This window comes from Bradyrhizobium arachidis (assembly GCF_024758505.1).
Lineage (GTDB): Bacteria > Pseudomonadota > Alphaproteobacteria > Rhizobiales > Xanthobacteraceae > Bradyrhizobium > Bradyrhizobium manausense_C.
In genome coordinates, this window is sequence record NZ_CP077970.1 from 342,997 (window position 1) to 363,797 (window position 20,801).

Below are 20,801 nucleotides of genomic sequence, written 5' to 3' on the forward strand. Positions count from 1 at the left end.
GGTTCAGGCTCCAGTGGCGATGGATGATAAGGCAGCTTCGCGCGCGACCGGCGGCGCCACGAGCTCGCCGAGCAGGCTGTAGCGTTCGAGGCTGTCGATGCGAACCGGCAGGATTTTTCCGATGATGTCTGATGAGGCCATCACATGCGCAGGCTGGAGGTAGGCGGTGCGGCCGACGATCTGGCCCTCCTTGCGCGCCTCGCGCTCGAACAGCACATCAACGGTTGTGCCAATCGCGGCCTTGTTGAAGGCCGATTGCTGGCTGTCGATCAACCCCTGGAGCCGCTCCAATCGCTGGTCCATCTCGGCTAAGGACACCGTCTCCTGCAGATCCGCGGCCGGCGTTCCCGGCCGGGCGGAATATTTGAACGAGTAAGCCGCAGCGTAGCCGATTTGTGTGACCAGCGCGAGGGTGGCGCGAAAATCTTCCTCAGTTTCGCCGGGGAAGCCCACGATAAAATCTGATGAAAAAGCAATGTCTTGCCGCACCGCCCGGAAACGGTCGATGACACGCCGATAGTCAGCGGCGGTATGTTTGCGGTTCATGGCCGAAAGGATCCGGTCCGAGCCCGATTGCACCGGCAGATGCACGAAGGGCATCAGGGCGTCGAGATCGCGATGGGCTGCAATCAAACTGTCATCGACGTCGCGGGGATGGCTGGTCGAGTAGCGCAGACGCGCGATGCCGGGAACCTGCGAGAGGCGCTCGAGCAGTTTGCCGAGTGGCCAGCTTTGCCCGTCCGGACCTTCACCGTGATAGGCGTTGACGTTCTGACCGATCAGCGTGAGCTCGCGCACGCCATTGTCGGCGAGCCGCTTCACGTCATCAAGGATTTTTGCGACCGGCCGCGACACCTCGGAACCGCGGGTATAGGGCACGACGCAGAACGTACAAAACTTGTCGCAGCCTTCCTGCACCGTGACGAAGGCCGAAATGCCGCGGGCGCGGATCGCGTCGGGTTTTGGCTGCGCGAGGAAGCCAAACTTGTCCGCGACGGGAAACTCGGTCTCGATCGCGCGGCCGTCATGGCGTGCGCGCTTCAGGAGCTCGGGCAGATGGTGGTAGCTCTGCGGGCCGACCACGACGTCGACCACTGGCGCGCGCCGCACGATCTCCTCGCCCTCGGCCTGCGCTACGCAGCCGGCGACCGCGATCTGCATTGCGCGTCCGCCGCGCGCCGCCTCGTCCTTGGCCGCGCGCAGGCGCCCGAGCTCGGAATAGACTTTTTCGGAAGCCTTTTCGCGGATGTGGCAGGTGTTGAGGATGACGAGGTCGGCTTCGTCAGCGCTCGCCGTCTCCACGAATCCTTCCGGCGCCAGCGTGTCCACCATGCGCTGGGCATCGTAGACGTTCATCTGGCAGCCATATGATTTGATGTGCAGCTTGCGCGGCGGCGTCATGGAACCCGGACGTGTGGTGGAACGGCCCTCAGATATAGGGTGAGGGCGCGAAAATCCAGCGATTGGAGCGTCTTTCGCAGTCATTCCGGGGTGCTCGCAAGGCGAGCGAACCCGGAATCTGGAGGTTTTGGCGCGAGATTCCGGGTTCATCGCTCCGCGATGCCCCGGAATGACGACGTTGTCGGACAGAATCAGCCGGCCAAGGCGTCCGTCCCGACCCGCCGGACCAGGTCCGGCAACTGCCGCATGTCGTCGAACGTCCATCCCGCGCCGGCAGCACGCAGTCTTTCGGCGTGCCCGGGTGGGCAGTGGCTGCCGCCGTGAAAGCCCAATACGGCCATTCCGGCCGCGTGCGCACCGGTCACCCCGGGGACGCTGTCCTCGATGACCAGGCAATTTTCCGGCGCCGTGTTCATCTGCTCGGCAGCAAACAGAAACAGGTCGGGCGCGGGCTTGCCGCGTGCGACCTGGCTCGCAGAAAAGATGTGAGGAGTGAGCAGGTCGAACAGCCCGGCGCAAGTCAGGCCGTGGCGAATCTTGTCCGGCGTGCCGCTCGACGCAACGCATCTGGGCAGATCGATTGCGCCGATCGCTGCGGCCACGTGGGTGATCGCCTGCAGGTCGCTGGCGTAGAATCGCAGCGTGGCTGCATTGACCTGATGTTCCAGATCGTCGGGAAGGTTGCGGCCGATTTCCTGTTCGACCATCAGCCGCGCGTCTTTCTCGGATACGCCGAGGAAACGGACCAGCACCTGCTCCGGCGTGATCGGATAGCCGAGCCGGCTGAGCACGTCGGCATGCGCGCGACAGGAGATGACCTCACTGTCGACGAGCACGCCGTCGCAATCGAAGATGATGAGATCGACGGGCACTAACGCATGATCCGAAAAAGTGTGGAGCGGTTTTTCCTCGCGACAAACGCGGATGCGTTTGCGCGGAGATCATGCGCAATCAAGACGTCGACTTGTCGTCGTCGAGCGGGACGCAATAGAGCTCGAGCCGGTGATCGACCAGCTTGTAGCCGAGCTTGCGGGCGATCTCGGCCTGCAGCTTCTCGATCTCTTCCGAGGTGAACTCGATCACCTTGCCGTCGCGCAGATTGATCAGGTGGTCGTGATGGCTGTCGCGCATCTGCTCGTAACGCGCGCGGCCCTCGCGAAAATCGTGACGCTCGATGATGCCGGCGTCCTCGAACAGCTTCACAGTGCGATAGACGGTCGAGATCGAGATCTTGTCGTCAACGGCGACGCAGCGCCGGTACAGTTCCTCGACGTCGGGATGGTCCGCCGCCTCCGCGAGCACGCGGGCGATGACGCGGCGCTGCTCGGTCATGCGCATGCCGGTCGCGGCACAGCGGGACTCGATGGTGGTGGCCTTGGATGTGGAGGACGATTTCAAAACGGTCATGGTCGGTCTGCCTAGCGGGGGCATCTTCTGCCACCGATGTTACGACAAGTCACGTCGCATCAGAAGCGCGTTCAACTGTTCCCCGTCCGGCTGCTTATAGTAGCGTTCGCGGCGCCCGACCACCACGAATCCGGCGCGTTCATAGAGCCGCCGTGCCGGCTGGTTATTCTCCTCAACCTCCAGAAATATAGTGCGGACGCCGCGGCCGGCGAGGTGGCCGAGATGGGTCAAGAGCAGCGCGTGCGACAGCCCGCGGCCGCGTTGGGCCGCATCGATGGCAATGGAGAGGATTTCGGCTTCGTCCGCGCCGATCCGCGACACCGCAAAACCGATCGTCTTGCGGCCCAATCTGAAACGATGCACGAGCGTGTTGCGCTCGCTCATCATGACCTCGAACTCACCTTCGCCCCAGCCGCGCGCAAACGAGGTGCCGTGGAGTTGTGCGAGCCGCGCCGCGTCGCGCGCGCTCGCGGGCTCGACGACAGCCGTGCCGCCGCGCCACCATGCGGATAGCCAGTTCATCATGAGGTCGCGATAGCGAGCGCCGGCTGTGCCGCCGGCTTGGCATCGGGCGCGCGCAGATAGAAGGGACGCGCCGGGGCGCCTTGCGGATCGGCCGCCGCGCCGAGCCAAGCGACCCAGGTAATGTCGGGTGCGGCCTCTGCATCGACGGCGATCGGCTGCGGCGCATCTTTGGGCCAGCGGTCGGCGAGAATCTTTGCGGCATTGCCGACCAGATGCGGCGCGCCGAATTGCGACGCCGCGATCGCTTCATCGATGCTGGCGACTTTCGGCCGCACCAGCTGGCTGCCGTCGCCGGCGACGATCTGGAAATAGACGTGATCATGCCGCGCATCGATCGCGGAGATCACGGGCGCCTGCCGGTTCTGGCTGACGATCGCGGCCGCATAGGCCGACAGTGTCGTGAGGCCAACGGCCGGCTTGTCTGCGGCGAGTGCCAGTCCGCGCGCGGCGGAAATGCCGACGCGCAGTCCGGTAAAACTTCCGGGGCCGGTGGTGACAGCGATGCGGTCGAGCGCCGTGAAGGCGAGGTTCGCGGATCGCATCACCCGCGCGATCAGCGGCATCAGGGCCTCGGCATGCCCGCGCTTCATCGGCAGCGATTCCTGGGCGATCAACTCGCCCGCATCTGTGTCCAGAACGGCGGCAGCGCAGGCGTCTAGCGCGGTATCGATGGCAAGGATCAGCATGGGCTGATCGTAGCATTATTGTTTGCGATGGAAGGCCTGAATCTCGCCGTCATGGCCGGGCTTGACCCGGCCATCCACGACTTTGCCGCGCCAAGAACGTGGGTGCCCGGGACAAGCCCGGGCATGACGCAGTTCAAATCGATCCCGCTGATCGCGCAACTCACATCGGCCGGACTTCGACCACGTCGGGCACAAAGTGCTTCAAGAGGTTCTGGATGCCGTGCTGGAGCGTCGCCGTCGATGACGGGCAGCCCGAGCAGGCGCCCTTCATGTTGAGATAGACGATGCCGTCCTTGAAGCCGCGGAAGGTGATGTCGCCGCCGTCATTGGCGACCGCGGGCCGCACGCGGGTCTCGATCAGGTCCTTGATCATGTCGACCGTCTCGGCGTCAGCCTCGTCGAAGAATTCGTCCTCGTCGTCGGCATCGACGTCGTCAGTCACGGTGCCGCCGGCGAGCAGCGGCGCGCCGGACATGTAGTGCTCCATGATCGCGCCGAGGATCGCGGGCTTGAGTTGCTGCCATTCACCGCCGCCTGCCTTGGTCACGGTGATGAAGTCGCTGCCGTAGAACACGCTGGTGACGCCGGGCACCTCGAACAGCTTTTCGGCGAGCGGCGAGCGTGCCGCGGATTCACGGCTCGAAAATTCCATCGGACTGCCGTTGAGCACGACGCGGCCGGGAATGAATTTCAGCGTGGCGGGATTGGGGGTGGCTTCGGTTTGGATGAACATGGTTTTCTCCGGACGTCGCCGGTTCAAGGCCGGCGCGTTCTTCCTCACTACCAGATGGCGACGGCAAACGCACGGTCAAGGGCGGGGAGGACGGTTTCGTAGGGGTATCAGAGGGTTAGGTGATCGCTTACCCTCCCCTGGAGGGGGAGGGTCGATCGCGCGCAGCGCGAGCGGGGTGGGGTCTCAACTCGGGCACTGTTCGATGCGGAGAGACCGTCACCCCACCCCGTCTCTCATTTTCGCTGCGCTCAATGTGAGCCGACCCTCCCCCTCCAGGGGAGGGTGGAAGAGCTCTCACGACAGCGCGTCAATGCTCTGGTCGCTCAGCTCGCCTGAAATGACGGTCAGCGGGATCGGGAACGTGCCGACCGCGTTCGCCAGCAGCACGATCAGGGGGCCGGGCCCCTCGGCGCCGGAATTGGCGGCCAGCACCAGCATTGCGATGTCAGGATCGGCGTCGATCACGTCGAGCAGTTGTTCCATCGGGTTACCCTCGCGGATCACGCGTTCCGGCGTGATCGCGGCGATGCCATTGGCGCGGCCGGCGGCGCGGTCGAGCGCGGCATTGGCAGCCTCATGCGCCTCGGCGCGCATGATCTCGGCGACGCCGAGCCATTGCTGGTTCTGCTCCTCGGTCTCGATGATGCGCAGCATCACCACCCCGCCGCCGGCGCGGATCGCCCAGCGGCTGGCGTAATACACCGCGCGATCCCACTCCGCGGTGTCGTCAACGATGACAAGGCATTTGGGCTTGTGCCCCGGCTCAAAGCATCGGCGCTTGCTGGTCATGCAGGTCCCGGCGTGTCCCTGCCTTACATGCTGCCACACTCGACCCACGTTTGGGAGAGGGACGGCCGGCGAAATATCGCCGGCCGCGTTCGCGCGCGCAGCAATCAACGCTTGCGGATGAAGCCGACGATGTCCTTGGAGAGGTTCATCGTCTCCTGGGCAATCGCGCGGGCCCGGTCGGAGCCATCGATCAGGATAGCGTCGATATGGCCGGGATCGGCAACGAGCCGCTTCATCTCGCCTGCGATCGGCGCCAGCTTGGTGACGCACAGCTCCGCCAGCGCGTTCTTGAAGCTGGAGAACTGGCCGCCGCCGAAATCCCTGAGGACGTCGGCCTTGGTGCGATCCGCCAGCGCGGCAAAAATGCCGACGAGATTGTCCGCTTCGGGCCGCGCCTCCAGGCCCCTCTCTTCCGTCGGCAGCGGCTCCGGGTCGGTTTTTGCCTTGCGGATCTTCTGCGCGATGGTGTCGGCGTCGTCGGTCAGGTTGATGCGCGAATTGTCCGACGCATCGGACTTCGACATCTTCTTGGTGCCGTCGCGCAGAGACATCACACGCGTCGCCGGGCCCGTGATGAACGGCTCCGGCAGCGGGAAGAACAACCCGTCATTGGCGCCGTGGCTGCGGATCGAGTCGCCAAAGTCGTTGTTGAACTTTTGCGCGATGTCGCGCGAGAGCTCGAGATGCTGCTTCTGGTCCTCGCCGACCGGAACATGCGTGGCCCGATACAAGAGAATGTCGGCCGCCATCAGCACCGGATAGTCGTAGAGACCAACCGACGCGTTCTCGCGATCCTTGCCCGCCTTCTCCTTGAACTGGGTCATGCGGTTCAGCCAACCCAGACGCGCGACACAGTTGAAGATCCAGGCGAGCTCGGCATGGCCGGAGACCTGGCTCTGGTTGAAGACGATGTGTTTCTTTGGGTCGATGCCGGCCGCGATGAACGCCGCGGTCACCTCGCGGGTGTTGCGCGCGAGCTCGGCCGGTCCGCCCCAGACATCCAGGCTCTGCGTGATCGCGTGCATGTCGACGACGCAATAGATGCAGTTATGGGTTTGCTGCATCTTCACGAAGTTGACGATCGCGCCGAGATAATTGCCGAGGTGCAGATTGCCCGTCGGCTGGACGCCCGAAAAAACCCGTTCAACGAATGGCATGGCAAGCTTTCCTGAGATCGACGGGCCGTCGTTTCCAACAGCGGCGGTGCGCCGTCAAGTGTATTTCGGCTACCTCAACCGCCCTGGTCGTGCGGAGCAGGCCGTTTCAGGGCATTCGCCGCCTCGCGCCAGGAGGCGACGCCCAGGGTCTGGATCAGCAGGGCATAGACCGCGATTCCGGCCGCAATCTGGATGGCGACGGCGAGGAGCCTGACGACGCCATGGCTGCCGGCGGGCGCCAGGGCGGAGGTCAGCCACAGCAGGGCACCCATTGCGAGCGCGGCGAGTACGATCCGCGGCAGCCGGCGCCGCGCGGCGGCGTCGACGGAGAAGCCGAATTCGGTGGCGCCCTTGCGTAGCAGGGACGCCGCGCTGCTCCAGGCGCCGGCCGCGATGCCGGCGGCGATCCCCGGCGCGCCGTACAAGCGGCCGAGCACGAAGGCGAGCGCCACCGCGACTACAAAGCCCTTCAGAGTTGCCAGCAGCGGCGTCATCGTGTCGCTGCGCGCGTAAAAGGCCGGCGACAGCGCCTTGATCAGGACGTGGGCTGGCAGGCCGAGCGAAAGCCACATCAGCGCCTGGGCGGTTGCAGCGCTGTCGTTGGCCGAGAAGGCCCCGTGCTCGAACAGCAGCCGCACGATCGGTCCCGCCAGCACGATCAGGCCGAGCGTTGCGGGCAGCGCGAGCCCGGTCGCAAGCTCAAGCGCACGCGACTCGGCATGGACGGTCGCCGCGCGATCACCGGCCGCGCTCGCGCGTGTCAGCTCCGGCACCAGCACAGTGCCCATGGCGACGCCGACGATGCCGAGCGGCAGCTCGATCAGGCGATTGGCGAAATAGAGCCAGGACACCGCCGACGGCGTTGCGGATGCGATGATCGCGCCGGCCACCATCAGCCATTGCGGACCGGAGCTTGCGATCATGCCGGGGATCGCCTTGGCGAAGAAGCCGCGCATCTCCTTGTCGAACGTCACGCGCAAGGGCGTGGCGAGTTGCGCGCTTCGTTGCGACAGCAGCATCAGCAATTGCAGCAGGCCGGCGATGCCGACGGTCGCGGCCAGTGCCCATGCCGCGTGCGTCGCATCCGTGTGCCATAGCAGCAGTGCCGCGATCGTCGCGATCAGGGCGATGTTGAACAGCAGCGGCGAGAACGCGGTCAGTGCAAAGCGACCTTGTGCGTTCAAAAGCCCCATCAGCACTGTGACCGGACCGGCGAAGGCGAGATAGGGCAGCATCAGCCGCGCGTTCGCGACGGCAAGATCGAGCGTGTCGCTGCCGATGAAGCCGGGCGCGATCACCTTGATGATCAGCGGCATCACCTGTGCGATGACGATCGAGGCCGCAATCAGCGCCGCGCTGACGGTGCCGAGCACGCGGCCCGCGAAGGCAGATGCAGCCTCCTCACCGTCGCGCGCGCGCAGGCCCAGCCATGCCGGAACGAGCGCCGCATTGAGCGCGCCTTCGCTGAGCAGCCGCCGCACCACATTGACGAGCTGGAACGCCGCCAGGAACGCATCCGCCACCGCGCCGGTGCCGAGCAGGGCCGCGATCAGGGAATCGCGCGCAAAGCCCAGCAGCCGCGAGGCCAGCGTTCCCGTCGACACCGTCAGGAAGGAGCGGATCATGGTTCTTGCATAATACCGTTGCTTGCCCGCGCGGGGGCTGACGTGATAGGCCGCGAGCCGTAATTCAGAGCAGATGAAGCGGATTCTCCGCGCAACCGCAATTGGGCAACGGGATCAAGGTGAATGGCTGACGCGAAATATGACGTTCTGGGCATCGGCAACGCGCTGTTCGACGTGCTGGTCACGACCGACGAGGCCTTTCTGGCCAAGCATGGCATGACCAAGGGCAGCATGTCCCTGATCGACGAGGCCCGTGCCGCGGCCATCTACAAGGACATGGGCCCGGCGACCGAAGTGTCCGGCGGTTCGGCCGCCAACACCATCGTCGGCATCGCGAGCCTGGGGGCGCGGGCCGCCTATGTCGGCAAGGTCAAGGACGACAAGATCGGCGAGCTCTATGTGCACGACATCCGCTCAGCCGGCGTCGCCTTCGACACTCCGGCCGCCAAGTCTGGCCCGGCCACCGGCTGCTCCTACATCCTGGTGACGCCGGACGGCGAGCGCACCATGAACACCTATCTCGGTGCGGCCCAGGACCTGTCGCCCGCCGACATCAATCCGGACGAGATCGCGGCCGCGCGCATCGTCTATCTCGAGGGCTATCTCTGGGACCCCAAGAACGCGAAGGACGCCTTCGTCAAGGCCGCCAAGATCGCGCATGATGCAAAGCGCAAGGTGGCGCTGACGCTGTCGGATTCCTTCTGCGTCGATCGCTATCGCGACGAATTTCTGGCGCTGATGAAGAACGGCACTGTCGACATCGTGTTCGCCAACGAATCCGAGCTGCACTCGCTCTACCAGACCTCGGACTTCGCCACCGCGCTGAAGCAACTGCGCAACGACGTCAATCTCGGCGTGGTCACGCGCAGCGAAAAAGGCTGCGTCGCCATCTCGCCGCAGGACGCTGTCGAGGTCGCAGCCGCGCCGATCGCAAAGCTCGTGGACACCACCGGCGCCGGCGACCTCTTCGCCGCCGGCTTCCTGTTCGGCCTCGCGCGCGACCTGCCGCACAAGACTGCAGGCCAGCTCGGTGCGCTCGCCGCGGCTGAGGTGATCCAGCACATCGGCGCACGTCCGCTCGTGTCGCTGAAGCAGCTTGCGCAGGAAAACGGGCTGGCGATTTAGCACACTGTCGTCCCGGGGCGCGCGAAGCGCGAGCCCGGGACCCATAACCCCAGGGAGAAGTTTGGCGAAGACTCGGGGTTACCGCCGTCGCGCCACAACCGCTCCCTGGGGTAATGGGTCCTGGCTTTCGCCAGGACGACACCGAGAATGAGGCGCAGCCGCGCCTCTTACTTCTTTGCGTAAATATCCTTGTAAGTGTCGCGCAAAATATTCTTCTGCACCTTGCCCATGGTGTTGCGCGGCAGTTCGTCGACGACGAACACACGCTTCGGCATCTTGAACTTTGCCAACCGTCCGTCGAGCGCCTTCAGCACTGAGGCTTCGCTCACCTCGGCCCCCTTGTTGCAGACGAGCACGGCCGTGACGCCCTCGCCGAAATCGGCATGGGGTACGCCGATCACGGCTGACTCGATCACGCCCGGCATCGCGTCGATCTCGCTCTCGATTTCCTTCGGGTAGACGTTGAATCCGCCCGAGATCACGAGATCCTTGCCGCGGCCGAGGATGTGGACGTAGCCTTTTGCGTCGATCTTGCCGAGGTCGCCGGTGATGAAGAAGCCGTCGGGCCGGAATTCCGACTTCGTCTTTTCCGGCATGCGCCAATAGCCCTTGAACACGTTCGGGCCCTTCACCTCGATCATGCCGATCTCGTCGCGCGCGAGCTCCTTGCCGGTCTCGGGCTCGGTGACGCGCAACGAAACGCCGGGCAGGGGAAAGCCGACCGCGCCGGGCACGCGCTCGCCGTCATAGGGGTTCGACGTGTTCATGTTGGTTTCGGTCATGCCGTAGCGCTCGAGCACGGCATGCCCCGTACGCGCCGACCATTCGCGATGCGTCTCGGCCAGCAGCGGCGCCGAGCCCGAGATGAACAGGCGCATGTGCTTCGTCGTCTCATGCGACAGCGCGGGATTTTGCAGGAGGCGCGTATAGAAGGTCGGCACGCCCATCAGCACGCTGGCGCGCGCCATCAGCTTGATGATCAGGTCCGGATCGAGTTTTGGCAGGAAGATCATCGACGCGCGCGAGAACAGCGTGACGTTGGTCGCCACGAACAGGCCGTGCGTGTGGTAGATCGGCAGCGCGTGGATCAAGACGTCCTTGTCGGTGAAGCGCCAGTAGTCGACCAGGCTCAGCGAGTTCGACGCGAGATTGTCGTGCGTGAGCATCGCGCCCTTGGAGCGGCCGGTGGTGCCTGACGTGTAGAGGATCGCGGCGAGATCGTCGGCCGCGCGCGGCACGGTCGCAAATTCGCTCTTCGCCTTGGCGGCGGCATCCGTCAGCGACCCCTTGCCGTCGGGCCCGAGCGTCTCGACCTTGGCCTTCACTTTTGCGGCGATCGCAGCGAGGCCTTCGGCCTTCGAGGGATCGCACACCACCAGCGACGGCTCGGCATCGGTGATGAAGTAGTCGAGCTCGTTCAGCGTGTAGGCGGTGTTGAGCGGCAGATAGACCGCGCCGGCGCGCACGGTGCCGAGATACAGCACGATGTTGGCGACGGATTTTTCGACCTGCACGGCGACGCGATCGCCGGGTTTCACCCCGCGCTCGACCAGCACGTTCGCCATCTGGCCTGCGCGCGCGATCAGATCGCCATAGCTGATGCGGCCGCCGTCCTGCGTCTCGATCGCGAGGCGCGTCGGATCGTCCAGGCCGTCGAACAGGCGGGAAAACAAATTGGCGTTGGCAGCTTGCTTCATGCGACAGTCCCTCACCGGCACCAGCCGGCCAAAAGCGAGGGCTGGATTAGCAAAAACAGCCCCGATCAAGCAACGGAGACAGTTTGCATGACAAAAGGTGGGAAACGCGTGGCAAAGCACGTGGCCTGGGTCACGGGCGGCGGCAGCGGGATCGGGGAGGCCGGCGCGGAGGCGCTCGCGGCCGACGGCTGGACGGTGGTGGTGTCCGGCCGGCGCAAGGAGCAGCTCGATTCCGTGGTTGCGAAGATCACCAAGGCCGGCGGCGCTGCGGAAGCGATTGCGCTTGATGTGTCCAGCGCTGCGGCCGCCCAGAAGGCTGCCGACGCCATCGTGGCCAAGCATGGCCGCATCGATCTGCTGGTCAACAATGCCGGCATCAACGTTCCCAAGCGAAGCTGGAAGGACATGGAACTGGAGGGATGGGACCAGCTCGTCCAGGTCAATCTCAACGGCGTGCTCTATTGCATGCGCGCGGTGCTGCCGACGATGCGCAAGCAGCAGGACGGCTCGATCATCAACGTCTCGTCTTGGGCCGGCCGCCATGTCTCGAAGATGCCGGGCCCGGCCTACACCACGACCAAACATGCGGTGCTGGCGCTGACCCATTCCTTCAACATGGACGAATGCGTCAACGGTCTGCGCGCCTGCTGCCTGATGCCGGGCGAGGTGGCAACGCCGATCCTGAAACTGCGCCCGGTCGTGCCGAGCGAGGCGGAGCAGGCCAAGATGCTGCAATCCGAAGATCTCGGCCGCACCATCGCGTTCATTGCCTCGATGCCGGCGCGGGTCTGCGTCAACGAAGTCCTGATCAGCCCGACGCATAATCGCGGGTTCATCCAGACGCCGAACAACAGGGATTGAGTTTTTCCATCCTGTCGTCCTGGACAAGCGCAGCTCCTGGCAACGCGTAGCGTTGTCAGGAGCGAAGCGCAGATCCAGGACCCATTACCCCAAGGAGTAGTTTGGCGAAGACTCGTGGTTGCCAGCGTCGCGCCACGATTCCTCCCTGGGGTAATGGGTCCTGGCTTTCGCCAGGACGACGGTGGAGACCCCACGGCCTCCCCTCGCCAAAGTTTCACGCATCACAAAGAATTTTTGTCCGAAACCGCCTCGCAAATCCTCCCGTAGTTCGGCCAACGACGACGCAACGCAGGTGTCGTTGTTGCCCCAACTCAAGCGCCGGCGGCAGCCCGCCGGACCAACTATCGGGAGACTCTCCATGTCGAAGCGTATTGCCTATCTCGCCGCTGCAGCCTTCAGCGCACTGGCCCTCACCGCCACCGTCATCGCCCCCGCCTCCGCCGAGGAAAAGACCGTGATGGTCGGCGGCGCCGCGATGTATCCCTCCAAGAACATCGTCCAGAACGCCGTCAATTCGAAGGACCACACCACGCTGGTCGCGGCGGTGAAGGCGGCCGGTCTGGTTCCGACGCTGGAAGGCAAGGGCCCGTTCACGGTGTTTGCGCCGACCAACGCCGCCTTCGGCAAGCTGCCGGCCGGCACCGTCGACACGCTGGTCAAGCCTGAGAACAAGGCGACCCTGACCAAGATCCTCACCTACCATGTCGTGCCCGGCAAGCTCGAAGCCTCCGACCTCACCGAAGGCAAGAAGCTGAAGACCGCCGAGGGCGAGGAACTCACCGTCAAGAAGATGGACGGCAAGACCTGGATCGTCGATGCCAAGGGTGGCACCTCGATGGTGACGATCTCCAACGTCAACCAGTCGAACGGCGTCATCCATGTGGTCGACACCGTGCTGATGCCGGCGAGCTAAACACCGGACGACCCTGTTTCATCCCCCTGACAGGGTGCGGCGAAACGCGAGCCGGGGGTCCCTCCGGCTCGCTTTTTTGTGACTACCATGCGTCCCCGGCATCGATTCGATAGGCCGGCCGGCGTAACGAAACCGGCATTGCGGCGTATACTCGTCATCACGCGATCTCACAGAACGGAACCGTCATGTCCACCCTAGCAGCAGCCGAGACATCTGCGAGCGCCGCGCCGGCCAAAATCATCCAGCCGGCCTGGGTCCGGACCATGCACTGGATCAACGCCGTTGCCATGATCCTGATGATCATGTCGGGCTGGCAGATCTACAACGCCTCGCCGCTGTTCGACTTCACCTTCTCGCGCGACATCACGCTCGGCGGCTGGCTCGGCGGTGCGCTGCTCTGGCATTTTGCGGCGATGTGGCTTTTGATGATCAACGGCCTTGCCTATCTCGTCACGGGTTTTGCCACCGGCCGCTTCCGCAAAAAGCTCCTGCCGATCACGCCGGCGGGTGTGATCGGTGACGTCAAGGCCGCGCTCACCTTCAAGCTCAGCCATGACGATCTCACCGTCTACAATTACGTGCAGCGAACGCTCTATGCCGGGATCATCGTGGTCGGCGTGCTCGTGGTGCTGTCGGGCCTGTCGATCTGGAAGCCCGTGCAGCTCCATTGGCTGGTGACGCTGTTCGGCGACTACCCGACCGCGCGCTACGTGCACTTCTTCTGCATGGTCGCGATCTGCGCCTTCCTCGTCATCCACGTCGCGCTTGCGCTGCTCGTTCCGAAGAGCCTGCGCGCGATGATCATCGGTCGCTGATTAGGAGACTGAAACATGGCCAAGCGTCCGTTCCTGATCCCCGGCGTCGACAAGCGTCTCCTCGTCAAGGACTCGCTGAAAGTGATGCCTGATCTGACCCGTCGCCGCTTCCTAACGGCCGGCGCAAGTTTTGGCGCGCTGACGATGCTGACCGGCTGCGACGTGATCGACTCATCGTCCGCCGAGGAGATGCTGAAGACGGTGTCGAAATTCAACGATGCCGTTCAGGCCTTCATCTTCAATCCGGATGCGCTGGCCCCGACTTTTCCAGAGAGCGCCATCACAAAACCGTTCCCGTTCAACGCCTATTACAGCCTCGACGAGGCGCCCGAGGTCGACGGCAAGGCCTGGAAGCTCGAAGTGCGCGGGCTCGTCGACAACAAGAAGTCGTGGACGCTGGACGAGCTCAATCAGTTGCCGCAGGTCACGCAAATCACGCGGCACATCTGTGTCGAGGGCTGGAGCGCGATCGGAAGCTGGACCGGCACGCCACTCCGCGATTTCCTCAAATTGATCGGCGCCGACATGCGCGCAAAATATGTCTGGTTCCAGTGCGCCGACAAGGACGGCTACAACTCACCACTGGACATGCGCAGCGCGCTGCATCCGCAGACGCAGATGACGTTCAAATTCGCCGGCGAAACCTTGCCGGTCGCCTACGGTTTTCCGATGAAGATCCGCGTGCCCACGAAGCTCGGCTTCAAGAATCCAAAGTACGTGGTCTCGATGGAAGTCACCAACGACTACAAGGGCGGCTACTGGGAAGACCAGGGGTACAATTCGTTCAGCGGGAGCTAGCTCCGCAGCAGTAGGGTGGGTTAGCGAAGCGTAACCCACCACTTCTGTGGCCGCGTAAAAGAGGTGGGTTACGCCCAGCGAATTGCGCTTCGCGCAATCGCAAGGCTAACCCACCCTACGGCACCGAATGCTTCGGACCCACCTTCCGCTGACACAGCGCCGCGACCGCCCCGAGCGCCAGCAGCGCAGCCGACACGTTCAGCGCATATGACAGGCTCCCCAGCGCATCGGTGATCGCACCCACCACGATCGGCCCGAGCGTCTGCCCGACGCCGAACGAGATCGTCATCGCTGCGATCGCGGTCGGCCAGGCCGCGGCTGGATAGTTGAAGCGCACGAAGGCGGTGGTCGAGCCGACCACGGCAAAGAAGGCGACGCCGAACACGATGGCGGAGGTCGCAAGCCATGCGGTCGACGTCCCGAGAATCGGGAGCGCCGCACCGAGCGCGTTGGTGCCGAGGATGATCGCGGTCGCGAGCCCGCCGCGGTCCAGCGCCAGCACGCGCCGCCAGAACCACGGCGTGACGAAGGCGCTGACCCCGATCAGGCCCCAGAACGCCGCCTGTGCCGCAGCGCCGCCGCCGGCGTCGCGCACATAGGCGATCATGAAGGTCATGTAGGCGATGTAGCCCGCGCCGAACATGAAGTAGGCGGCGAGATAGATCAGCACCGGCAGTATGGAGAACGAGGCGCCGCTACCTTCCGCAAAGTTTGTCGTGCTCTCGATGCGGATCAGAAACAGTGGGATCGTCATGGCGGCTGAGAGCAGCGTCAGCGCCCACCACACGATCCACCACGAGCCCGGACCGAACCACTGCAACGTGAAGGGTGCAATGAGCCCGGAGGCGAGGATGCCGATCCCGGGGCCGGCATAGAACAGGCTGAGCAGGAAATTGGCCCGCTCCGGCCGCGACTGGGCGATCACGGCGGTGAGCGCGCCGCCGGCCACGAACCCGGCCGCTGCGCCGAGCCCGGCGACCAGCCGGGCCAGGCTCAGGGCCCAAAAATTGCCCGTCAGCGCGCACAGCGCGAGCGAGGCGAGGCAGGCCAGGGTTCCGCCGCGGATCGCCGCCGCCCAGCCGACCCGCTTGATCAGCCGGGAGGCCATCAGCGCGCCCGCCAGATAGCCGACGGCGTTGATGGTGTTCATGAAACCGGCGGCCGAATAGGACCAGTGCAGGGAATCCCGCATGTCCGGCAGCACCAGCGCATAGGCAAAGCGGCCGATGCCGAGCCCGACGGTGGCGCCGAGCGACAGCGTCAGGATCAGCCGCGCGGGATGCGCGTGGTGCGAGGGGCGGCGGTCTTGAGCAAAGCTGTCTTGGGCGTGCAAGAGGTACTCCGGCAAGGTCGGACTGTGGCAGACCCCGCCGCCCCTGCACAGGCACGTCCCGGCAATGGTGTCTTGCCAAGCCTGCAATGCCGCACTAGCACTCCGCCCCGACCGTCATTCCGGGGCGCGCCGTTAGGCGCGAGCCCGGAATCCATTTTCCCGCGCGCGCTGTGGCCCGATGGATTCCGGGCTCGCTCGCTTTGCTCGCGCCCCGGAATGACGACAGAGGATCGAGAGGAACGGACCATGGCGACCCACAAACTGCTGCTGCTTCCCGGTGACGGCATCGGCCCCGAGGTGATGGGGGAGGTGAAGCGGCTGATCGACTGGCTGAATGCATCAGGCATTGCCAAATTCGAAACCGACACCGGCCTCGTCGGTGGCGCCGCCTTTGACGCGCACAAGGTGTCGATCTCGGAAGGCGACATGGCCAAGGCCAAGGACGCCGACGCCGTCATCTTCGGCGCGGTCGGCGGCCCCAAGTGGGATGCGGTTCCTTACGAGGTGCGCCCCGAAGCCGGTCTGCTGCGGCTGCGCAAGGATCTCGCACTGTTCGCCAATTTGCGTCCCGCCGTGTGCTATCCGGCGCTGGCGGACGCCTCGAGCCTGAAGCGCGAGGCGATCGAGGGTCTCGACATCGTCATCGTGCGCGAGCTCACCGGCGGCGTCTATTTCGGCGAGCCCAAGACCATCACCGATCTCGGCAATGGCCAGAAGCGCGCCATCGATACCCAGGTCTACGACACCTATGAGATCGAGCGCATCGGCCGCGTCGCCTTCGAGCTTGCCAAGAAGCGCAAGAACAAGGTGACGTCGATGGAGAAGCGCAACGTCATGAAGTCGGGCGTGCTCTGGAACGAGGTCATGACCCAGGTCCACAAGCGCGAGTATCCCGACGTCACGCTCGAGCACCAGCTCGCCGATTCCGGCGGCATGATGCTGGTGAAATGGCCAAAACAGTTCGACGTCATCGTCACCGACAATCTGTTCGGCGACATGCTCTCGGATATCGCCGCGATGCTCACGGGCTCGCTCGGCATGCTGCCCTCGGCGTCGCTCGGCGAGGTCGACGTCAAGAGCAAGAAGCGCAAGGCTCTGTACGAGCCCGTGCACGGCTCGGCGCCCGATATCGCGGGCCAGGGCCTCGCCAATCCGATCGCGATGATCTCGTCCTTCGGCATGGCGCTGCGCTACTCCTTCGACATGGGTGCGCTCGCCGACAAGCTCGATCAGGCGATCGCCGCCGTGCTCGCGAGCGGCCTGCGCACCGCCGACATCAAGTCGGAAGGCACCAAGGCTGCCTCGACCACGCAGATGGGCGAAGCGATCCTGAAGGAATTGCAGAAGCTGCACGCGTAAGGCTCACGCCGTCATTCCGGGGCGGCTCGAAGAGCCGAACCCGGAATCTCGAGATTCTCAGGTGCGCAATTGCGCACCATAGTTCGATGCTGCGCATCGCCCCGGAATGACGCAGCCAAGAAAAGCAAATGGCCGGGACGAGCCCGGCCATTTCGATGCAGATGTCTCGTTCAGCTCAATACAACGGCAATGGGAAGGCGGTCGGATAGCCGCCGACATCAGCCGGCGTCGAGAGCGGCTGGCGATCGATCGGGCGGTTGTTGTTTTCGCGTGCGAACGTTGGGTATCCGATCGCAGGCGGATACGCGTAGTCCATGAACTTGCGGTCGCCCGGATTGACCTCGGTGCCGCCGTCGAGCCAGGAGCGCTTGGTCACGTAGATGCGGGTGCGCGGGCCCTGCTGATAGACCACGTTGGGGCCGCCCGGACCGTAAAAGACGCGGCCGCGATCGTCGTAATAGCGCTTGGGCTTGGCCTCGGCCGAGGCGGCAAAACCGAGGACGGCAACGGCGCCCGCCGCAAGCCAGAGTGCCATTTTGTTCGCGGCGGTCAATTTCGAGCTCATCAGGTCCCCTTCAGGCGGCACGCCGCCAAGCAATTTCGCCGCATACTAGCGCGGCAAAGGTGACCGCAACTAGGTCAATTGGGTCACACCAGGCCGGAATAATCGGACCCGCGGCCAAAAGTTGCATCAAATCCAGCCACTTGTAGTCCCGGCCATTTGGGCTCGATGCGTCTCAAAGCGATCCGCGCAATTGCGCGTTCGCGGCGCCGTTCACCCAGTCAGCCGGGCCGAGCGGCCCGCAGGTGCGCCGCTTGAGCTCGGCTTGGGCGAACAATCCCGCCAGCTTGGGCTCATTGCCCGAGGTCAGCAGGGTCAGCCGGTTCAGCGTGCAGGCGATCGCGGCGCGGCGGGCGGGCAGCGTGTCGCCCTGGCAGGACCAGCCTGAGATCAGCAGGGCGGGCTGCTCGACCCGCTTGAGGTAGCCGAGGCAGGACGATGCGGGCCTGGCCGTGCCGGTCGGGCGAAACAGCGTAATCGGTCCGAACTTGGTGTCGATGGTGCCGGCTTCCTCGAGCGAAACGAGCTGGCCGAGACCCATGCGGTCGGCCATGTCTGGGATGACCGACCGCGTGGGGTCGAATTCCCCGCCGGTGCGGTAGATGGCGAGCTCGGCCATATCGCCGGCCCAGCGGATGACGTCCCTGCGGCCCCCTTCGGGGTGCCTTAGAATGGTGTAAGGCTCTGTTTTATCTGATGAATCGATCTGGCTGACGGCGAAGGCCGGATGCGAGCGGTCCGCCACGCTCCAGCCGAGCTTGGTCGGGGCCTCGTCGCCTCGCAAGGCCGGCAACTGACCGAGCGCGGCCAGGCCCAGGATGGCAAACAGCGCCAGCGTGCCCACATAGGCGAGCAGGCGCGCGAGCGTGCCGACAATCTCGTCGGCGATATCAGCCAGCGCCAGATGGAGTCTGGTCGTAGCGGGAATTTCGGCCGAATCGGCCTCGAACGGCTGCATCGAATGCCCGGGGGACGCGGTCACACGTTGTCTTGCGGGCGGTTCTCGCATAGAAGCGCTGCTCTTCCTGTTTAAGCGTCAGCTTCAGGAACGGGCTTTTTCATCGGAGAGTGAACGATGGGTTACAAAGTCGCAGTCGTCGGCGCGACCGGCAATGTCGGACGGGAAATGCTCAACATTTTGGATGAGCGCAAATTCCCCGCCGACGAGGTCGTGGCTCTGGCCTCGCGCCGCAGCGTCGGCGTCGAGGTCTCCTATGGCGACCGAACCCTCAAGGTCAAAGCGCTCGAGCACTACGACTTCTCCGACGTCGACATCTGCCTGATGTCGGCGGGCGGCTCGGTGTCGAAGGACTGGTCGCCGAAGATCGGCGCCGCCGGCGCGGTCGTGATCGACAATTCCTCGGCCTGGCGCATGGATCCGGACGTGCCGCTGATCGTGCCCGAGGTGAACGCGGATGCGACCAAGGGCTTTGCCAAGAAGAACATCATCGCCAACCCGAACTGCTCGACCGCGCAGCTCGTCGTCGCGCTGAAGCCGCTGCACGACAAGGCCACCATCAAGCGCGTCGTGGTCTCGACCTATCAATCGGTCTCGGGCGCCGGCAAGGACGCGATGGACGAGTTGTTCTCGCAGACCAAGGCCGTCTATACCAATGACGAGCTGGTCGCGAAGAAATTCCCCAAGCGCATCGCCTTCAACGTCATCCCCCACATCGACGTCTTCATGGAAGACGGCTTCACCAAGGAAGAGTGGAAGATGATGGCGGAGACCAAGAAGATTCTCGATCCCAAGATCAAGCTTACCGCCACCTGCGTGCGCGTGCCTGTGTTCGTCGGCCACTCCGAAGCCGTCAACATCGAGTTCGAGAATCCGATCACGGCGGACGAGGCGCGCGAGATCTTGCGCAAGGCGCCCGGCTGTCTCGTCATCGACAAGCAGGAGCCCGGCGGCTACGCCACGCCCTATGAAGCGGCCGGCGAGGACGCCACCTACATCAGCCGCATCCGCGAAGACGCGACGGTGGAGAACGGTCTCGCGCTGTGGTGCGTGTCGGACAATCTTCGCAAGGGTGCCGCGCTGAACGCGATCCAGATCGCGGAAGTGCTGATCAACCGCAAGCTGATCACCGCGAAGAAGAAGGCGGCGTAAGAGCTGCTGAACCCCTCTCGTCGTCCCGGACAAGCGCGCTCTTGGCAACGCGTAGCGTTGTCCAATAGCGGCGCGCAGATCCGGGACCCATAACCACAGGAAGTGGTTTGGCGAAGACTCGTGGTTACCGGCTTGCGCGACAATGCGAGCCTGGGGTTATGGATCCCGGATCTGCGCTTGCGCTTGTCCGGGATGACAATCTCGTTTGATGCGGCAGGGTACGAAACCGCCTACGCCGCGGCTCTGATGCTGCGAAATTCCTTCGCCACCTGATCCAGCACGAACAGCGATCCCTCGGCGACGCCAAAGTAGGCGCCGTGCGTTTGCATCTGGCCGGCTTCGACTGATTTGCGCACGAACGGGAAGGTCAGCAGGTTTTCGAGGCTGCGGAACACGGCGGCCTTCTCGATGCGCTCGACGAATTGCGCCATGGTCTCGCGCTCGCGCTGTTCGACCACCTCGCCGGGCTTGATGAACATCTGCATCCATTTGCCGATGAAATCGCCGGGGGTGAGCGGCTCGATCTTGTCGACGAAGGCGCGGATGCCGCCGCATTGCGCGTGGCCGAGCACCACGATGTGCTTCACCTTCAGCACCGTGACCGCATATTCCAGCGCGGCCGAGACGCCATGCGCGTTGCCGTCGGGCTGATACACCGGCACCAGATTGGCGATGTTGCGGACGACGAACAGCTCACCGGGGCCGACGTCAAAAATCACCTCGGGCGAGACGCGGGAATCGCAGCAGCCGATCACCATCACCTCGGGCGACTGCCCCTTTACCGACAATTCGCGGTAGCGCGTCTGCTCGGTCGGCAGCCGCTGCGTCGAAAAGGCCTTGTAGCCGTCAAGCAAGTGCTGGGGGAACGTCATCATGGCCCCATGCCTAATCATATACCGCAGGGC

Annotated in this window: 21 protein-coding genes; 7 read left to right on the top strand and 14 right to left on the bottom strand. The window is 64.4% G+C overall.

Translation table 11 applies throughout. The features are described from left to right. Positions 1-3 precede the first annotated feature (3 nt). The 9 genes from miaB to murJ form a co-directional block, all read right to left on the bottom strand. Positions 4-1,401, bottom strand: a complete 1,398-nt coding sequence (miaB, locus tag KUF59_RS01645; protein ID WP_258768098.1) for a tRNA (N6-isopentenyl adenosine(37)-C2)-methylthiotransferase MiaB — start codon at positions 1,399-1,401, stop codon at positions 4-6. Positions 1,402-1,592: 191 nt separating this feature from the next. Further along, positions 1,593-2,273, bottom strand: a complete 681-nt coding sequence (locus KUF59_RS01650; protein WP_212456236.1) for an HAD family hydrolase — start codon at positions 2,271-2,273, stop codon at positions 1,593-1,595. 79 nt (positions 2,274-2,352) lie between these two features. Next, the gene (locus KUF59_RS01655; RefSeq protein WP_212456235.1) at positions 2,353-2,808 is read right to left on the bottom strand and encodes a Fur family transcriptional regulator; all 456 of its coding nucleotides are present in this window, start codon (positions 2,806-2,808) and stop codon (positions 2,353-2,355) included. A 39-nt stretch (positions 2,809-2,847) separates the two neighbouring features. After that, a complete protein-coding gene (gene rimI / locus KUF59_RS01660; protein WP_212456234.1) occupies positions 2,848-3,333 on the bottom strand; it encodes a ribosomal protein S18-alanine N-acetyltransferase in 486 nt (161 codons plus the stop codon). Then, entirely contained in the window at positions 3,330-4,019 is a 690-nt protein-coding gene (gene tsaB / locus KUF59_RS01665) for a tRNA (adenosine(37)-N6)-threonylcarbamoyltransferase complex dimerization subunit type 1 TsaB (protein ID WP_212456233.1), read from the bottom strand. The genes rimI and tsaB overlap by 4 nt, the downstream gene beginning before the upstream one ends. A 160-nt stretch (positions 4,020-4,179) precedes the next feature. Further along, positions 4,180-4,752 carry a NifU family protein gene (locus KUF59_RS01670; RefSeq protein WP_212456232.1) on the bottom strand — a complete coding sequence of 191 codons (573 nt, stop codon included), beginning with the start codon at positions 4,750-4,752 and terminating at the stop codon, positions 4,180-4,182. Positions 4,753-5,046: 294 nt separating this feature from the next. Next, a complete protein-coding gene (locus tag KUF59_RS01675) occupies positions 5,047-5,541 on the bottom strand; it encodes a universal stress protein (protein ID WP_212456231.1) in 495 nt (164 codons plus the stop codon). Between the two features lie 104 nt (positions 5,542-5,645). Beyond that, entirely contained in the window at positions 5,646-6,698 is a 1,053-nt protein-coding gene (trpS, locus tag KUF59_RS01680) for a tryptophan--tRNA ligase (protein WP_212456230.1), read from the bottom strand. 74 nt (positions 6,699-6,772) lie between these two features. After that, entirely contained in the window at positions 6,773-8,323 is a 1,551-nt protein-coding gene (gene murJ / locus KUF59_RS01685) for a murein biosynthesis integral membrane protein MurJ (RefSeq protein WP_212456229.1), read from the bottom strand. Positions 8,324-8,446: 123 nt separating this feature from the next. Here murJ and KUF59_RS01690 point away from each other — a divergent pair, with 123 nt between their 5' ends. Continuing rightward, on the top strand, positions 8,447-9,448 hold the full coding sequence (locus KUF59_RS01690) for an adenosine kinase (protein ID WP_212456228.1): 1,002 nt from the start codon (positions 8,447-8,449) through the stop codon (positions 9,446-9,448). A 167-nt stretch (positions 9,449-9,615) separates the two neighbouring features. Here the strand turns inward: KUF59_RS01690 and KUF59_RS01695 are convergent, their stop codons facing one another. Continuing rightward, positions 9,616-11,145, bottom strand: a complete 1,530-nt coding sequence (locus KUF59_RS01695) for a malonate--CoA ligase (RefSeq protein ID WP_212456227.1) — start codon at positions 11,143-11,145, stop codon at positions 9,616-9,618. Between the two features lie 87 nt (positions 11,146-11,232). Between KUF59_RS01695 and KUF59_RS01700 the strand changes: the two genes are divergently transcribed. The 4 genes from KUF59_RS01700 (at position 11,233) to KUF59_RS01715 (ending at position 14,532) form a co-directional block, all read left to right on the top strand. Next, on the top strand, positions 11,233-12,006 hold the full coding sequence (locus KUF59_RS01700) for an SDR family oxidoreductase (RefSeq protein ID WP_212456226.1): 774 nt from the start codon (positions 11,233-11,235) through the stop codon (positions 12,004-12,006). Positions 12,007-12,364: 358 nt separating this feature from the next. Beyond that, positions 12,365-12,919, top strand: a complete 555-nt coding sequence (locus KUF59_RS01705) for a fasciclin domain-containing protein (protein ID WP_212456225.1) — start codon at positions 12,365-12,367, stop codon at positions 12,917-12,919. Between the two features lie 185 nt (positions 12,920-13,104). Next, positions 13,105-13,734, top strand: a complete 630-nt coding sequence (locus tag KUF59_RS01710; RefSeq protein WP_212456224.1) for a cytochrome b/b6 domain-containing protein — start codon at positions 13,105-13,107, stop codon at positions 13,732-13,734. A 15-nt stretch (positions 13,735-13,749) separates the two neighbouring features. Continuing rightward, positions 13,750-14,532, top strand: a complete 783-nt coding sequence (locus KUF59_RS01715) for a molybdopterin-binding protein (RefSeq protein ID WP_212456223.1) — start codon at positions 13,750-13,752, stop codon at positions 14,530-14,532. Positions 14,533-14,647: 115 nt separating this feature from the next. Here KUF59_RS01715 and KUF59_RS01720 read toward each other — a convergent pair whose 3' ends face one another. Continuing rightward, positions 14,648-15,865 (bottom strand): YbfB/YjiJ family MFS transporter, encoded by a 1,218-nt coding sequence (locus KUF59_RS01720; protein WP_212456222.1) that lies wholly within the window; start codon positions 15,863-15,865, stop codon positions 14,648-14,650. A gap of 246 nt (positions 15,866-16,111) precedes the next feature. Here KUF59_RS01720 and leuB point away from each other — a divergent pair, with 246 nt between their 5' ends. Beyond that, positions 16,112-17,224: a 3-isopropylmalate dehydrogenase gene (leuB, locus tag KUF59_RS01725; protein WP_212456221.1), complete on the top strand. Its 1,113-nt coding sequence runs from the start codon at positions 16,112-16,114 to the stop codon at positions 17,222-17,224. A gap of 175 nt (positions 17,225-17,399) precedes the next feature. Here leuB and KUF59_RS01730 read toward each other — a convergent pair whose 3' ends face one another. Both KUF59_RS01730 and KUF59_RS01735 read right to left on the bottom strand, forming a co-directional pair. Beyond that, positions 17,400-17,789, bottom strand: a complete 390-nt coding sequence (locus KUF59_RS01730; RefSeq protein ID WP_212456220.1) for a hypothetical protein — start codon at positions 17,787-17,789, stop codon at positions 17,400-17,402. A gap of 172 nt (positions 17,790-17,961) precedes the next feature. Further along, positions 17,962-18,744, bottom strand: coding sequence for a hypothetical protein (locus KUF59_RS01735; protein WP_258770094.1), 783 nt, complete (start codon positions 18,742-18,744; stop codon positions 17,962-17,964). A 117-nt stretch (positions 18,745-18,861) separates the two neighbouring features. On the opposite strand from KUF59_RS01735, the gene KUF59_RS01740 reads away from it, so the two are divergent. After that, positions 18,862-19,896, top strand: a complete 1,035-nt coding sequence (locus KUF59_RS01740) for an aspartate-semialdehyde dehydrogenase (RefSeq protein WP_212456219.1) — start codon at positions 18,862-18,864, stop codon at positions 19,894-19,896. Between the two features lie 230 nt (positions 19,897-20,126). Here the strand turns inward: KUF59_RS01740 and KUF59_RS01745 are convergent, their stop codons facing one another. Then, positions 20,127-20,771, bottom strand: a complete 645-nt coding sequence (locus KUF59_RS01745; protein WP_212456218.1) for a carbonic anhydrase — start codon at positions 20,769-20,771, stop codon at positions 20,127-20,129. Positions 20,772-20,801 lie beyond the last annotated feature (30 nt).